General features: G+C 56.3%; 13 protein-coding genes. 12 read left to right on the forward strand and 1 reads right to left on the reverse strand.

Annotated elements, in window-relative coordinates; translation table 11 throughout:
- Nucleotides 1–139: 139 nt before the first annotated feature.
- Nucleotides 140–2,104: an amidohydrolase gene (locus FEE96_RS18840; protein ID WP_138164675.1), complete on the forward strand. Its 1,965-nt coding sequence runs from the start codon at nucleotides 140–142 to the stop codon at nucleotides 2,102–2,104.
- A 50-nt stretch (nucleotides 2,105–2,154) separates the two neighbouring features.
- Here the strand turns inward: FEE96_RS18840 and FEE96_RS18845 are convergent, their stop codons facing one another.
- On the reverse strand, nucleotides 2,155–3,159 hold the full coding sequence (locus FEE96_RS18845) for a nuclear transport factor 2 family protein (protein ID WP_138164676.1): 1,005 nt from the start codon (nucleotides 3,157–3,159) through the stop codon (nucleotides 2,155–2,157).
- Nucleotides 3,160–3,316: 157 nt separating this feature from the next.
- On the opposite strand from FEE96_RS18845, the gene FEE96_RS18850 reads away from it, so the two are divergent.
- The 11 genes from FEE96_RS18850 to FEE96_RS18900 all read left to right on the forward strand — a co-directional run bounded on the left by FEE96_RS18850 (nucleotide 3,317) and on the right by FEE96_RS18900 (nucleotide 14,879).
- Nucleotides 3,317–4,369, forward strand: coding sequence for an ABC transporter ATP-binding protein (locus FEE96_RS18850; RefSeq protein WP_138164677.1), 1,053 nt, complete (start codon nucleotides 3,317–3,319; stop codon nucleotides 4,367–4,369).
- 73 nt (nucleotides 4,370–4,442) lie between these two features.
- Nucleotides 4,443–5,651, forward strand: a complete 1,209-nt coding sequence (locus FEE96_RS18855) for an ABC transporter substrate-binding protein (protein WP_138164678.1) — start codon at nucleotides 4,443–4,445, stop codon at nucleotides 5,649–5,651.
- Nucleotides 5,652–5,715: 64 nt separating this feature from the next.
- Entirely contained in the window at nucleotides 5,716–6,738 is a 1,023-nt protein-coding gene (locus tag FEE96_RS18860; protein ID WP_138164679.1) for a carbohydrate ABC transporter permease, read from the forward strand.
- Nucleotide 6,739: 1 nt separating this feature from the next.
- Nucleotides 6,740–7,894: a carbohydrate ABC transporter permease gene (locus tag FEE96_RS18865; RefSeq protein ID WP_138164680.1), complete on the forward strand. Its 1,155-nt coding sequence runs from the start codon at nucleotides 6,740–6,742 to the stop codon at nucleotides 7,892–7,894.
- A gap of 132 nt (nucleotides 7,895–8,026) precedes the next feature.
- Complete coding sequence (locus tag FEE96_RS18870) at nucleotides 8,027–8,572, forward strand: ester cyclase (protein WP_138164681.1); 546 nt, start codon at nucleotides 8,027–8,029, stop codon at nucleotides 8,570–8,572.
- On the forward strand, nucleotides 8,569–9,900 hold the full coding sequence (hisD, locus tag FEE96_RS18875; protein WP_138164682.1) for a histidinol dehydrogenase: 1,332 nt from the start codon (nucleotides 8,569–8,571) through the stop codon (nucleotides 9,898–9,900). The genes FEE96_RS18870 and hisD overlap by 4 nt, the downstream gene beginning before the upstream one ends.
- Nucleotides 9,897–10,949: an ester cyclase gene (locus tag FEE96_RS18880; RefSeq protein WP_138164683.1), complete on the forward strand. Its 1,053-nt coding sequence runs from the start codon at nucleotides 9,897–9,899 to the stop codon at nucleotides 10,947–10,949. Before hisD ends, FEE96_RS18880 begins: the two co-directional genes overlap by 4 nt.
- A complete protein-coding gene (locus FEE96_RS18885; protein ID WP_138164684.1) occupies nucleotides 10,949–11,713 on the forward strand; it encodes an SDR family NAD(P)-dependent oxidoreductase in 765 nt (254 codons plus the stop codon). Before FEE96_RS18880 ends, FEE96_RS18885 begins: the two co-directional genes overlap by 1 nt.
- Nucleotides 11,713–12,747 carry a LacI family DNA-binding transcriptional regulator gene (locus FEE96_RS18890; protein WP_425467339.1) on the forward strand — a complete coding sequence of 345 codons (1,035 nt, stop codon included), beginning with the start codon at nucleotides 11,713–11,715 and terminating at the stop codon, nucleotides 12,745–12,747. Before FEE96_RS18885 ends, FEE96_RS18890 begins: the two co-directional genes overlap by 1 nt.
- Before the next feature lie 5 nt (nucleotides 12,748–12,752).
- A complete protein-coding gene (locus tag FEE96_RS18895; protein WP_138164685.1) occupies nucleotides 12,753–13,727 on the forward strand; it encodes a nuclear transport factor 2 family protein in 975 nt (324 codons plus the stop codon).
- A gap of 186 nt (nucleotides 13,728–13,913) precedes the next feature.
- Nucleotides 13,914–14,879 (forward strand): cupin domain-containing protein, encoded by a 966-nt coding sequence (locus FEE96_RS18900; protein ID WP_138164686.1) that lies wholly within the window; start codon nucleotides 13,914–13,916, stop codon nucleotides 14,877–14,879.
- The last annotated feature ends 38 nt before the right edge of the window (nucleotides 14,880–14,917 follow it).

Here is a 14,917-nt window from a genome sequence, read left to right on the forward strand (position 1 = left end):
CCTGAATGCTCTGCACTTGCTTTTGCCCTGTGCTCAGCCAACCGATTGCCTCACACTTTTTTGCACAAATTTCGAGCAGCCACTGTTTATTCTGACCATCACTAAGACTAGCCTCGGGGTATTCATTGAGGAGCTTAATATGATCCGATTTTTCCGAAACACCGCCCTTGTCTGCTCATTACTGTCAGCAGCTGGTTCTGCCAACGCAGAAAGTCTGCAAGACATTGCATCTTCCTTTGGGGCGAATAAATCTGGCGTAGTCTATACCGCCCGCGACATTATCACGATGAATCCTAACCAACCGCGCGCACAGGCCGTTGCGGTGCTTGGCGACAAAATCGCCGCCGTTGACAGTTTGGCTGAGATGACCACTTTGGCCAAACAACGCGGCTATACCATCGACACCCGCTTTGGCGACGACGTTTTGATCGCCGGACTGATTGAACCGCATGTGCATCCAATCCTGACCGCACTCACGATGACCCAGACCGTGATTGCCATCGAGGATTGGGAGACCACCCGTGGCACCTCCCCCGCTGTGCGCGACCCCGAGACCTATCAGGCACGGCTGCAACAAGCGCTGACAGCCCATGACCCCAATGAGAATTTCGTTTCCTGGGGATACCATCACTATTTTCATGGCCCGATGTCACGCGCGATGCTGGATGAACTGGCCCCCGACTTTCCAGTGATTGTCTGGCACCGATCTGCCCATGAAGTATTTCTCAATTCGGTGGCAATGGAAAAATTCGGAATCAATGCCGGTTTGGTCGAGACCCTGCCCGAAGCAGCTCAAACACAGACGGATTTAGAAAACGGCCACCTTTATGAATCCGGGTTCTTTTTGCTGCTCGACTCGCTGGCACCGGCAATGGCATCGACAGAGCTGCTGATCGAGGGGTTGGAATTCAGCGAAGACTATTATTTGCGAAATGGGATCACCTTGGCGGCTGAACCCGGCGGTGTCGTCTCGCAACCGCTGCAGCAAATCGTCAACAGTGTTTATGGCGACGATCTCACCCCCTTCAATCACTACTTCATTCCGGATGGCAAAACCTTTGCTGGCAATTTTCTGGAACAGAACGGTGCCGCCCGGATGATAGAAGAAACCCGTGCAGTGCTGGACTGGGGCGAAGGACGTTCGCGGTTTCTACCACAGCAGGTCAAACTGTTTATCGATGGCGCCATCTACAGCCAATTGATGCAAATGAAAGACGGTTACACGGACGGCCACCACGGCGAGTGGATCATGCCACCCGAACTGTATAGCAAAGCCTTCCAAGCCTATTGGGATGCTGGTTATCAGATCTCGATTCACGTCAACGGTGACGGAGGTATGGATGTACTGCTCGACAATCTTGAGACTGCCCAAGCCCGCAACCCGCGTTTTGACCACCGGACCGTCATCGTACATTTTGGTGTCGCGACACCGGAACAGGTGCAGCGTGCTGCCGACCTGGGCGCTATAGTCAGTGCCAATCCCTATTATGTCACCGCGCTTGCCGGGCGATACGCTGAATTCGGCCTTGGACCAGAGCGCGCCAACCGTATGGTTCCCCTAAAAGAAGCCGCTGACGCCGGGATGCCGATTTCCTTTCACTCAGACATGCCAATGGCCGCGGCCTCTCCATTGCTGCTGATGTGGTCGGCCGTCAATCGCGTCACCGCCGAGGGCACTGTCGCTGGGCCCGAACTGCGCGTTGACCTTGAAACTGCATTGAAGGCTGTCACCATCGACGCGGCCTACACATTGCAAATGGAAGATGAGATCGGATCTATTGAGGTCGGTAAACTGGCTAACCTGACAGTCCTGGAACAAAACCCCTACGAGGTAGACCTCATGGCTCTGAAGGACATTCCGGTCTGGGGTACCATTTTTGAGGGCCGCGTGCAGCAGGCGCCTAAAGCCCCTGACCAAGAAGCAGTCCTGACGCTACCAACTGCGATCGACTATGCTGAGAAAGGTGTCATGCCTGCGACAGGCAACCCGGACCTGAACCAGATGCGCTGTATCGCTGACGGCCAGTGCCCTGACGATGGTCATGACCACGGCGAACTGCGGCGCGCGCTAAGCAAAGTTGTGATTTCCCAGCTCGGCGGCTGAGTCACACGCCGAAGGCCCGGTAAGGTTAAACTGACCGGGCTTCATTGGTCTCAGGTTTTGGAAATGCCAGCCATCCGGGCCAGAACATCAACGCCCTGCTGCTTCCAGAAATGCAGCAGGTCGATAAAAATCCAGTTCTCGGCGAGCTTACCCCCGGCGCGGCGATAGATATCAATCACCCGAAACTCTCCGGCCTTTTGCGTTGCAGGCATTCCCATAAACCCGCCTGACGGCACTGCTGTGAAATTTGGCCAACCAAAGAACCCGCCATAGTGACCCTCAGCCATTCGGCAGATATGTTTGGTCTTGGATCTCTCGGTGAACGATGCGCGAAACGGGCCTGAGTGCTGCTTTGCATAACGCTCGATCGTGTAGGTGGCTCCAATCCCTGCTGGGCCCCACCAGATCATATCATCACACCACGTTTGAGCCAGCTCCTGTTCCAGCGTCAACCCACTGTCCCATTGGCCCAGGTCCGATATCATCGCGTTTATCGCGGTCATCGTTTTCTCACCCTCCTCAGCCGGCTGCGTCTCAAACAACAGCCCATCGTGCGTCGCTGGGCCCGGCTGCACCAGATGCGCTGCGGTCTGCGGCGGGAATGGTTGTAGCCCCGCCTGCATCATCAGATGCGGAATATCAAAATACATGGCCGTTTCTGCAATTTTCCCCTCCACAACCTTGTGAAAGGCGCAGTAACGCAGAAACGCCATTTTTCCGGTGGGCTGAATGCCAAGCCAGGGCTGATCAAACAGCCCCATCAAATGCCCCATCGAACTTACCCAGACGCCATCATCAGCATCAAACATGTTGGCGCCGGCCATGAAAACATCCATCCGCCGCTGCAGCCTTGCCAAACTTTGGTGAAGCGGGACCCAGAATTGCTCTGCTACTACTTTGGGGCCTCGAATTTCATCAAAGGGATGGAACCCGCGCCATAATAAATCTGGCGCGCAATATTTGTTCATAACACCCAAGAGTGCGTCGTCGTTGGCGCTATCTAGCGATGCGTAGAAGTCGCGTACCACCTGTTTTTCGGCCTGAAAGCTGATCATTAGTTTTCCGATATTCTCAATACTCTCGATTTTTGCAGCGAAATGAATCACCCGCCTCAGTATCTTTGCATACGTATGCAAAAAAGTCTTGCCTGATGTATCTTTTGCCGGTTAACGTTTTTGCAAGCGTATGCAAATTGATTCCACCGGGGGACAAATGGCTGAAATTCAACTGCGTAATGTAGGCAAGCGATGGGGCTCTTTTGTTGGTGTCGATGACTTTGATCTCACCATCGCCGACCAGGAGTTTCTGGTACTGCTAGGCCCATCTGGATGTGGCAAGACAACAACCATGCGTATGATCGCCGGGTTGGAAGATGTCTCTCAGGGCGATATTCTGATCGACGGCAACGTCGTCAACGATTTGGAGCCTAAGGACCGTGACGTCGCCATGGTGTTCCAGAGCTATGCGCTCTACCCGAACATGGATGTTTATGAAAACATCCGCTTTCCCTTAAAAGTACGCGGCATTCCAGAGGCGGAACACGACGAGCGTGTGATGCAGGCCGCCGACCGCGTCGAACTGCGCGAGTTCCTGCACCGCAAGCCGGCTGAGCTGTCCGGTGGCCAGCGACAGCGCGTCGCCCTAGCCCGCGCCATTGTGCGCAAACCCAAGGTCTTTTTGATGGACGAACCATTGTCCAACCTTGACGCCAAACTGCGGGTTTCAACCCGTGCCCAGATCAAAAACCTCAGCCACGAACTGGCAGCCACCACAATCTATGTGACCCACGACCAGATCGAAGCGATGACCCTGGCAGACCGTGTTGTTGTGATGAAAAATGGTGTGGTCCAGCAGGTCGGATCTCCAACAGAAATTTATGACCGTCCAGCAAACGCGTTTGTGGCCAGCTTTATCGGCTCCCCCGCGATGAACCTGATGGAGGGGCATGTCACCAGTGGCACCTTCACGGCCGAGAATGTGGAAATCAGCGGACTTAGTGCTCCGGATGGCCCTGTGACCCTTGGGTTCCGCGCCGAAGATTCCAGTCTCGCACTGGGCACTTCGGGTCAGGTCACTGCACCGATCTACACATTGGAATTGCTAGGTGACGCCACAATGATCTCAGTCCGTGTTGGCGGAGCTCTTGTTTCAGTCAAGGCCGACAAAACATTCCGCGCCGCCATCGGCGAAATGGTCTCGTTCTCGGTCCCAACCGACATTTGCCATCTGTTTGCCGCCAGCGATGGCGCGCGCTTAGGGGGATAACCCCGAAAAACCGCCCACATGGGCACATCAGGGTCCAGAAACACACGCAATCGGACCCGTCAGGGAGGAAACCATGAAATTCAAGACACTCATACTTGCCAGCGCCGTTTCAATGCTGACCACAACAGCCTGGGCAGAATGTGCGTTTGACAACAACACATCTGTTAAATCGCTTTCTGCAGGCTTTGAAGCTTGGAAGGCTGTAACCGACGCGATGGGCGAATGCGGCAATTTCAGCGCTTCCCTGGATCAGGAATTCCGTGAAAAGCAGCCCGAGGCCTTTGCCGCAAACCCATCGCTGTATCAAATTGGTGGTGTTGCCAACGCAACCATGATCCCGCTGCTGAACGCCGGTACAATCCGCCCACTGGATGATCTGGTTGCCAAGTTTGGACAGGATCTGACGCCCAATCAGTTGATCAAGGTCAACGGTGAAATCATGGCGATTGCCATGATGGTGAACGCCCAGCACCTGATGTACCGACAGGATATTCTCGACGATCTTGGTCTCGCAGTTCCAACCACCTATGCCGAAGTCCTAGAGGCCGCCGAGAAAATACAGGCGGCAGGTGTTGTCGACTACCCATTGGGCGGTACTTTCAAGACCGGCTGGAACTTGGGCGAAGAATTCGTCAACATGTACCTTGGTGAAGGCGGCACCTTTGTCGGCGAAGGCAATATGCCAACCATCAACAACGCCGCTGGCGTCAAATCACTGGAAACATTGAAGGCGATGACGGCCTACATGGATCCAGAATACCTCGTCTCTGACTCCACCTATGTTCAGCAACAGTTCCAGCAGGGCAAGATTGCCATTGCCAACCTATGGGCATCGCGCGCAGCTGCGATGGATGACGCCGCTGAAAGTCAGGTTGTTGGTAAGGTCAAAATGGCCTCGGCCCCAATCGGATCAGCTGCTCCGGCAACGTCCTTGTGGTGGGATGGTATCGTATTTGCAGCCAACATGACCGACCAAGAAGCTGAGGCAGCATTCAAAGTTGCCATGGAAGGGTTGGATTCCGAAATGGTTGCGGCAAACAACGACGCGGCTGTCTGGCTGGTGCCCGGCTACAAGGCAGGACCGCTTGCACAAGGCGCAGCCGCTTCTGCTGAAAACGGTGCCCTTCCTTACCCAGCATCGGGACCAATGGGCATCATGCACACAGTTCTTGGAAACGGCCTAGCTGATTACCTGACCGGCGCCAAAGATGCGACCACAACACTGGCTGACATCGAAGCCGCCTATGTCACCGCAGCCAAAGAAGCTGGCTTGGTCCAATAAACTCCCCAACTTTGGGAGGGCAACCGCCCTCCCACTTTTTCCTCAGGGCCGAAAAGGCAAAGCCATGAATTTCAAGACTTTCGCCGCCTTTGTCGGCCCCTCTATCTTCATGATGCTCCTGTTCATCGCGTTTCCGCTGATCAGTGTGTTCTCACAGAGCTTCTATCTGACACAGCCGATTTATGAAATTATCGAGGTCGAAACCTGTACGCCCGGCTTCATCACGCAAACATGCGTGACCGAAGAACAATCCATTCCAAAACTCGATGAACACGGCGACATAATCAAAGTCACCAAATTCGTCGGCTTGCAAAGCTATCGCAATGTGCTGGAACTTGAACGGGCTTGGGATGCGATCACCAGCGGCAGTTGGCGCGCCTTCCAATCCATCGACTTCTGGAAAGCCCTGCGTTTCACCCTGACTTTTACCCTGATCACCCTGCCCCTGAACATCGGACTTGGGCTGGCGATCGCGCTGGTGATCAACAACGCCTCCAAGGCGGTGCGTGGGCCAGTCATCTTCATTTCTCTGTTGCCCTTCATCATCACGCCAGTGATTGGCGCGCTATCCATCAACTGGCTGTTTCGCGGTGACGGTGTTCTGACCGCTGCAATGGAATGGTACACCGGGCGCGACATCGCCATGTTTGCACAGGCTTGGACAATCGAACTGCTGATGATGGTCTACCGTGTCTGGCACGTTGCCCCCTTTGCCGCCATCGTCCTTTACGCTGGCCTGCAAACGGTCAATCAGGACAGTCTGGAAAGTGCACTGATTGATGGTGCCACCCGCTGGCAACGCCTGCGCTATGTGGTGATCCCGCACCTGATGCCGCTGATCGTCTTTATCTCGATGATCCACCTGATGGACGCCTACCGTGTATTCGAAGAGATTGTTGGCTTCAGCTCGCAGGGTCACGTGATCTCGCTGCAATGGCTCACCTACGATTTCCTGGTTCCCGATCAGGCAGGCAACCGCTCAATCTCGCGGGCCTCGGCCAGCGCCATGCTCACAATGATCGGTATCATCGTTCTCTTGATCGCCCCTCTGCGCCGCACATGGCGTGACCACAAAGGAGGCCACTAATATGTCGTCCCGCGCCCTTCGCCAACCACTCAGCCTGAAACTGACCTCAGCCACTTTCCTGACTATTTGGTGTGTCATCGCCGCCTTCCCAATCTTCTGGATTGCGGTGATGAGCTTCAAAACTCCGGTTGATGCCTTTGATGCCAACGCGCTGAACGTGATTTTTGGCCCGGCAACTCTGGCCAAAGGCAACGGATTGTCGGTTCTGGCGATCTTGTTAGGCCTGGCTGTTTTGTGGGGCACGTTCAAAGTTGCGTCAAAAACCATGCCTAATATGGTCCGCAGCTACAGCAAACCCGGCCTGCAATGGCTTGGCTGGCTGGTTGGCTGTGCGGCAGTGGCCATCGGTTTCCTGCTCGTGTTCTTTGCGATCCTACCAATGGTGTTGAGTGTCCTGAACCCCGTTCTGGGACCATTGGGCCAAGACGTACTGGGCCTGACAACAGAGCATTATAAAACGGTCTGGATCGACCGTGGCTTCTCGAACAACTTCCAGAACTCACTTCTGGTCACTGCTGGTGTGGTTTCAGTTTCGCTGACCGTCGGCACACTTGCAGGCTATGGTCTGGCCCGTTCGGGCAGTAATCTGGCCTTCTGGATCCTGATCATCGCGCTGGTGTTTCGCGCCCTGCCCCATTCAGTCTTGGTTGCCGGTTACCTGCCAGTGTTTATCAGCTCGGCCGAGTGGCTCTCACCTATTCTGGGCGACAATGCCCCAACCCTGTATGGCAAACCCTGGGCGGTGATTGCCGTGCTGGTTGCGATCAACCAACCCTTCACCATCTGGATGCTGCGGTCGTTCTTTCAGAACATCCCTGCCGACCTGGACGAGGCCGCCCGCGTGGATGGCTGCAGCCATTTTCAGGCCTTCCGTCGCGTGATCATGCCAGTGATGTGGCCCGGAGTGATCACCACGGGTCTGTTCTCCTTCCTTCTCGGCTATAACGACTTCCTGGTGACCTCACTGCTGTTGGACGCCCAAAACCAGACCATGGTTCCCGCTATTGCCGGCATGTTCAACCGCGAGACAACCACAACCGATCAGGTTGTCGCTGTTGCTGCCGCGGTCTCGATCACCGCGCCGCTGTTTCTGTTGGTCATGGTATTCCAACGCCAAATCGTCAGCGGCCTGACCGCCGGCGCGGTCAAAGGCTGATGAGCAACTCTGCCCGCCATAACGCTGTTGGGCGCCACCCGGCGTTGAACAGGATGCCAAGGGATTTTTTGAGTGTGGGATGCTCCCTCCCCCCTTCATTCAAATCTCTTGGCATCATGAAAGGATAACCTCATGAAAGGTTCTCGCCCCGAACAAGCCGTCCTGACCCGCGACACAGACCTTAGCAAAACCGACGCCACCCGCGCGGTAATTGAAAACATGGTGGACGGTCTGAACGACCACCGCATCAGTGACATCGGCGAGTTCTTTTCAGACGGATTTCGCTGGATGGGAAATCAGGGCTGTGGCACCAAAACTGGCCTGCAGGAGTTCCAGGACAACTGGCAGCGCCCGTTCCAAGCCGCGTTTTCCGACAAAACCTGTATCGACGAAGCCCGCATGTATATGGGGGAATGGGCTGCCGCCTTTGGCCGGCAGGAGGCCACCCACTCAGGTGAATTCCTAGGCATTGCGCCCACCGGCAAGCGGGTCGAGATCCGCTATATGGACTTCTGGAAAGTCGTCGACGGCAAGATTGTCGACAATTGGGTGAACGTAGATTTCACCCATATCGCCGCGCAGCTGGGTGTTGATCTGTTCAACGGCCAGGGCTGGGAAGCATTTGATCGCGGGGAGAAAACCGCTCCGCGCCCGACCAACCAAGGACAAGTCACATGACCATCGAATATCTAAAACGCGGCAAACCCGAAGCAGACCGGGCCGAAGATGACGCCAAAACCCGCGCGGTGGTCGAAGCAACGCTGAAAGACATCGAAACCCGTGGTGACGCGGCTGTACGCGACCTGTCCGAAAAATTCGATAGCTATTCACCAGCCTCGTTCCGTCTAAACCAAGACGAGATTGACGAGCTGATCGCCTCACTCACCGATCGCGAACTGGCTGACATCAAGTTTGCCCAAGCACAGGTTCGAAATTTTGCCCAGGCGCAGCGGGATTCGATGCTGGACATTGAAGTCGAAACCATGCCGGGCGTGATCCTGGGCCATAAAAATATTCCAGTGCAATCCGTGGGCTGCTACATTCCCGGCGGTAAATTCCCGATGGTGGCCTCGGCCCACATGTCGGTCGCCACGGCCACGGTTGCGGGCGTTCCCTGCATCATCGCCTGCACCCCGCCGTTCAACGGCAAACCCAATGCAGCGGTGATTGCCGCCATGCATCTGGGCGGCGCGCACGAGATCTATGTCATGGGCGGCATTCAGGCAATCGGTGCCATGGCGCTGGGAACTGAAACCATCGATCCGGTGCACATGCTGGTCGGCCCTGGCAACGCATTTGTCGCCGAAGCCAAACGCCAGCTGTTTGGTCGCGTCGGCATCGACCTGTTCGCCGGCCCTACTGAGACCATGGTGATTGCCGATGAAACGGCTGCAGACGCCGAGCTCTGTGCAACCGACCTGCTTGGCCAAGCAGAGCACGGCTATAACAGCCCCTGCGTCTTGCTGACCAACAGCCGCAAACTGGCCGAAGACACGCTGAGTGAGGTTGATCGCATCCTCAGCATTCTACCCACTGCCGGCACCGCCAAGGTAAGCTGGGAAGACTACGGCGAGGTTATCGTCTGCGACACCTATGATGAAATGCTACACGTTGCCGACGACATCGCCTCCGAGCACGTTCAAGTGATGACCGACCGTGATGACTGGTTTCTGGAAAACATGACCTGCTATGGCGCCCTGTTCCTCGGCCCCCGCACCAATGTGTCCAACGGGGATAAGGTCATCGGCACCAACCACACCCTGCCCACCAAAAAGGCGGGGCGTTACACTGGCGGTCTTTGGGTGGGTAAATATCTTAAAACCCACAGCTATCAGAAAGTAACCACGGACGAGGCCGCAACTCTAATCGGCGAATACGGCTCGCGTCTGTGCATGCTCGAAGGTTTTGTTGGCCACGCTGAACAATGCAACGTCCGTGTCCGTCGTTACGGTGGCATCAACGTTCCCTACGGCGAAGCCGCCGCCTACCGCGAGCCCGCAGAATGAGTGACGTCCACACCGCAAACAAATCGCTGATCGCGCCACTCCGCGCAGCCATGTACGATTTCGATGAGGCAAAAGTACGTTCGGTTCTCAACGAAATCAGCGCCCCGGATGCGGTCTTTCATCATTGCCACCCCTTTGGTGACAGCACTGGCGGAGATGCCTTTTATGACACCGCTTATGTGGACCTGAAAACAGCCTGGCCCGATCTAGAACGCCGTGACTATATTGTCATGGGTGGCCCGGATGAGCACGGCAACGACTGGGTTGGATGCGGTGGTTACTATACCGGTGTCTTCACCGGCCCATGGTTGGATATCCCACCAACCGGCCATCAAGTTGTCATGCGCTTTCACGAGTTCTTTCGCGTTGTCGATGGCCAGATTGTAGAATTCCAAGCCCTGTGGGACATCCCCGAGGTGATGCTGCAGGCCAATGCCTGGCCGATGTCGCCCAGCCTTGGCCATGAATGGCATGTGCCTGGACCGGCAACGCAGGATGGGTTCGTACCTGCCCCATATGACGCCGAAAAAGGCGCGTCCACCTGCCAGCATATCATTGATATGCTCGAACACTTGAAAAAGCACCCCAGTCAAGGTGGCCCGGAAGTGATGGAGATGGATCGGTTCTGGCACCAGCGCATGAACTGGTACGGACCATCCGGCATCGGCACTGGTCGGGGGTTTGCAGGCTTTCGCAACTGGCACCAGATCCCGTTTCTGGGCGGCATGCCGGACCGTGGTCAGTATCTGGACGAGATCACCTATCACTTCTTTGGCGATGGTGACTATGCCGCCGTCACCGGTTGGCCAAACATGGTCCAGACCGTGACCCATGACGGATGGCTGGGAATTGCGCCTGCGGGCAAGAAGATCACCATGCGCTCGCTTGATTTCTGGCGGTTGGAAAACGGAAAAATCCGGGAAAACTGGGTACTTGTCGACATTCTGGACGCCTATCGCCAGCTGGGTGTTGATGTCTTTGCCCGCTTGCGGGAGTTCAACAAAGCCCGCAACATAGGGCGCATTGATATCCCTGATGGAATGAGCTGATGACTGACCTGCCCCGCCCCCCTTCACTGACCCTTAGTGGCAAAACCGCCCTTGTAACCGGAGCCTCCTCTGGCATTGGTCAGGGCTGTGCCGTAGCGCTGGCTGATGCCGGTGCCCACGTGGTCTGTGCAGCACGCGGGGCAGATCGTCTGGCCGAAACTGTTGCAGCAATGAAGGATAAGGGTTGGAGTGCAGAGGCCCTGCAGCTGGATCAAAATGATCTGCCAGCCTTGCAGACCACAATGGAGGCCGGGAATTTTGACATCGTAGTCAATTCCGCCGGTTTGGCCCGCCATGGTCCCGCAACAGAAACAACGCCCGAGGACTTTGACGCAGTCGTCAGTGTAAACCTGCGCTCGGCCTACTTCCTATCCGCCTATGCAGCCAAGGCTATGGTCAAGGCCGGCAAGCCGGGTTCTATCATCCATATATCCAGCCAGATGGGTCATGTCGGCGGCGTTGATCGTGCGGTCTATTGTGCCACCAAACACGGGCTAGAGGGCATGGTGAAATCCATGGCTGTTGAGTGGGGTAAACAAAGCATCCGCATCAACACAATCTGCCCCACCTTCATCCGCACACCACTGACTCAATCCACGTTCGACAACCCCGAACGCGCTGCCTGGATCATGGACAAAATCAAGCTGGACCGTGTGGGCGAGGTCGAAGACATCATGGGCGCGGTGCAATACCTCGCCTCCGACGCCTCGGCCATGGTGACAGGCACAGCCCTAATGATTGACGGAGGTTGGACAGCAGACTGATGGCCGAAAAGATCACCTCCCTCCAAGTTGCCGAAAAGGCCGGTGTCAGCCAGTCTGCCGTCAGCCGTGTCTTTACCCCAGGTGCCTCCGTGTCGAAAAAAACCGCCGACAAGGTGCGCAAAGCGGCCGAAGAGCTGGGCTATCGCCCCAATGTTCTGGCGCGCGCAATGGTGTCGGGCAAAAGCCGCATCATCGGGCTGGTGGTCGCCTATCTGGACAACCATTTCTACCCCGAGGCCTTGGAAATCCTGTCCAACACTCTACAGGAACAGGGCTATCACGTGCTGGTCTTCATGGCCTCGCAAACAGCGGGCAATATCGACAACGTGATGGATGAAATCCTGGATTATCAGGTCGATGGCATCGTCATGGCCTCGGTTGCGATGTCGTCAGATATTGCAACTCGCTGCCAACAGGCCGGTGTTCCCATCGTGCTGTTCAACCGGTCACAAGATATCAAAGGTATCTCATCCGTCACATCCGACAATCACGCCGGTGGGCGTCAGGTGGCCGAGTTCCTGATTGACGGAGACCACAAACGCATCGGCTACATCGCCGGTTGGGAGGGGGCCTCGACCCAGCGCGATCGCGAGGCTGGATTTCGCGAATACTTGCAAGAGGCCGATGTTGAACTCTTTGCCCGCGAGGTTGGTGATTTCCACACCGAACGCGCCCGTGATGCCGGGCGTAGAATGTTTGATGTGCCCGCCGACCAGCGACCCGATGCGGTCTTTGTTGCCAATGACCATATGGCGCTAACCGTGATGGATGTCATTCGCTTCGAACTTGGCCTGCGCATCCCCGAAGATGTTTCGGTTGTGGGGTACGACGATGTCCCACCTGCCAGTTGGCCCGCCTACAATCTGACCACCATGCGCCAACGCGCAAACCTGATGGTTGCCGAAACCGTCTCTGCTCTGATGGAGCACATCAATAACCCCAAGACCGCCAGCCCAAAACGCGTGGCCATCGACGGACCGTTCATCGTACGCGGTTCGGCACGGCTGCCCGAAGGCTGGACACCTAAAGGATAAGACCCATGCAAGGCTTCGATCCCAAATTCAAGGATTTCCCCGATTACATCATCGGCATCACCAAGGAAATCTGGGAAGACCGCGGCATCGCCACGCTGCATCACTACTACAGTGATGACATCGTTGTGCGCTCGCCTGCGTCGGTTGTCACCGGCAACCAGAATGTGATCGGCGCCACCATGGCCACCCTGGCCGAATTCCCCGACCGCACCCTGTTGGGTGAGGACGTGATCTGGTCCGGCACCCCCGAAGAAGGCATGCTCAGCTCGCACCGCCTACTTTCCACCGCCACTCACCTCGGCGATGGAGTTTATGGCAAGGCCACCGGAAAGAAACTGGTTTATCGTATTCTGGCTGACTGCCACGCAAAGAATAATGCGATTGATGACGAATGGCTGATCCGCGACCAAGGCGCGATTGTGCGCCAAATGGGCTGGGATCCACAGGAATACGCCGCCAACCTCATCGCCAGCGAAGGTGGTCCGGAAAACTGCGTACAGCCCCTGACCCCTGCCAATGACATTGAAGGTCCCTACAAGGGGAACGGCAACGACAATGAATGGGGCCAGAAATACGCCGATATTCTGACCCGCATCATGAATGCCGACTTTGGCGTTGTTGAGCAGGAATACGACCGCGCCGTTCAAACCGAATACCCCGGCGGCGTCACCGGTCATTCCTTTGCCTCGGTAGATGGCTTCTGGATGGGCCTGCGCGCCTCTTTCCCAAATGCCACGTTCAAGATCGAGCACCAGATTGGCCGTGACGATCCCATGATGCCACCACGCGCAGCGATCCGTTGGTCAATACACGGCAAACACGATGGCTGGGGCGTCTTTGGCACGCCTACCGGCGCTGACGTCTATGTTTTGGGCATTTCCCACGCCGAGTTCGGCCCATGGGGCCTACGTCGTGAATTCACCATCTTCGATGAAACCTCAGTCTGGAAGCAACTGCTGCTGCAATCTGGAAATCTTTAAGTGAACCCAGCCCGATCATATCAGACTTTGGCCACTGGCCTGCACCAAAGCACCGCTTTGCGGCGGTATCACTTGCACCGGCAAAGTCTGCGCGCGCAGCGGCTGAACCTGCGACCGCCAGGAAGGGCAGTCTGAACGCCCGTGGGCACCTGTGCCCGTTCAGATCACTTTCCAAGGGAATTCAAAATGACCACTTCATCCATCACCGACCGCATCGTTCGTTATGGCGACCTTCAGCCCTGCAAAACCGCCTTTATCGACGCCCATACACCGGGTAGCGACCAAAAGGAAAACTTCACCATTATTGGCGGCGGCGTATCCGAAAGCCCAGACCAGCACGTACACCTGTCCGACAAGATCGGGTTCAACATTGGCGCTGCCGGCCAGCCCCCGAAATGCCGCAACAGCCTGCACACCCACACCACCGCCGAGGTGTTCTTTGTGCTCAAGGGTCGTTGGCGATTTTTCTGGGGCCGTTATGGCACCGCAGGTGAGTTCGTTGCCGAAGAAGGTGATATCTTCAACATCCCAACCGGCATCTTCCGCGGGTTTGAAAACATCGGCACCGACTACGGTATGATCATGGCCGTTCTGGGCGGCGATGATGCTGGCGGCGGCGTGACTTGGGCACCTCAGGTCATCGAAGACGCGCAGGCACATGGGCTGATCCTTGGTGAAAACGGTGTGCTCTACGACAGCAAAAAGGGCGACTCCCTACCCCATAACGTCAACCCGATGCCCCTGCTGACCGAAGAACAGCTGAAAGACATCCCCGAGGTCCCTGCTGCAGATGTCATTCCGGGCTATGTTGCCCGGTATTGGGATCTGATGGCGCTGGCAGGCAAGAAACCCGCCAAGGTGATTGGCCCCGATGCCCTGCTCAAAGACCGTCCTGGTTTTGAGATCGATTTCCTGACCCGTGGCTCCATCGCGGATGAGATGATCACCTCGGACCAGCACACTGTGCTGATGCCGATGCGCGGCCATTGGAAACTGCGTTGGGACGGTGGTGAAAGCGTCATTAATCCCGGCGACACCAGCCTGATAAATCCCGGTGAGTCCTACGCTCTAACGCCGTCGATGACAGGTGAATCCAGCCTGTACCGGATCACCGCGACGGATGATCCTGCTGGCGCAACCTGGCTGGGTTAACGAACCAACCACTCCCCGTGCTGCGCTGCGGCGGTGCA

The sequence above is a fragment of the Parasedimentitalea maritima genome (assembly GCF_005771405.1).
Classification (GTDB): domain Bacteria; phylum Pseudomonadota; class Alphaproteobacteria; order Rhodobacterales; family Rhodobacteraceae; genus Parasedimentitalea; species Parasedimentitalea maritima.

What these genes read in the sequence shown, in the direction of transcription:
- FEE96_RS18840 (WP_138164675.1), top strand. Translation starts at nt 140, where the DNA reads ATGATCCGATTTTTCCGAAACACCGCCCTTGTCTGCTCATTACTGTCA.
- FEE96_RS18845 (WP_138164676.1), bottom strand. Translation starts at nt 3,159, where the DNA reads ATGATCAGCTTTCAGGCCGAAAAACAGGTGGTACGCGACTTCTACGCA.
- FEE96_RS18850 (WP_138164677.1), top strand. Translation starts at nt 3,317, where the DNA reads ATGGCTGAAATTCAACTGCGTAATGTAGGCAAGCGATGGGGCTCTTTT.
- FEE96_RS18855 (WP_138164678.1), top strand. Translation starts at nt 4,443, where the DNA reads ATGAAATTCAAGACACTCATACTTGCCAGCGCCGTTTCAATGCTGACC.
- FEE96_RS18860 (WP_138164679.1), top strand. Translation starts at nt 5,716, where the DNA reads ATGAATTTCAAGACTTTCGCCGCCTTTGTCGGCCCCTCTATCTTCATG.
- FEE96_RS18865 (WP_138164680.1), top strand. Translation starts at nt 6,740, where the DNA reads ATGTCGTCCCGCGCCCTTCGCCAACCACTCAGCCTGAAACTGACCTCA.
- FEE96_RS18870 (WP_138164681.1), top strand. Translation starts at nt 8,027, where the DNA reads ATGAAAGGTTCTCGCCCCGAACAAGCCGTCCTGACCCGCGACACAGAC.
- hisD (WP_138164682.1), top strand. Translation starts at nt 8,569, where the DNA reads ATGACCATCGAATATCTAAAACGCGGCAAACCCGAAGCAGACCGGGCC.
- FEE96_RS18880 (WP_138164683.1), top strand. Translation starts at nt 9,897, where the DNA reads ATGAGTGACGTCCACACCGCAAACAAATCGCTGATCGCGCCACTCCGC.
- FEE96_RS18885 (WP_138164684.1), top strand. Translation starts at nt 10,949, where the DNA reads ATGACTGACCTGCCCCGCCCCCCTTCACTGACCCTTAGTGGCAAAACC.
- FEE96_RS18890 (WP_425467339.1), top strand. Translation starts at nt 11,713, where the DNA reads ATGGCCGAAAAGATCACCTCCCTCCAAGTTGCCGAAAAGGCCGGTGTC.
- FEE96_RS18895 (WP_138164685.1), top strand. Translation starts at nt 12,753, where the DNA reads ATGCAAGGCTTCGATCCCAAATTCAAGGATTTCCCCGATTACATCATC.
- FEE96_RS18900 (WP_138164686.1), top strand. Translation starts at nt 13,914, where the DNA reads ATGACCACTTCATCCATCACCGACCGCATCGTTCGTTATGGCGACCTT.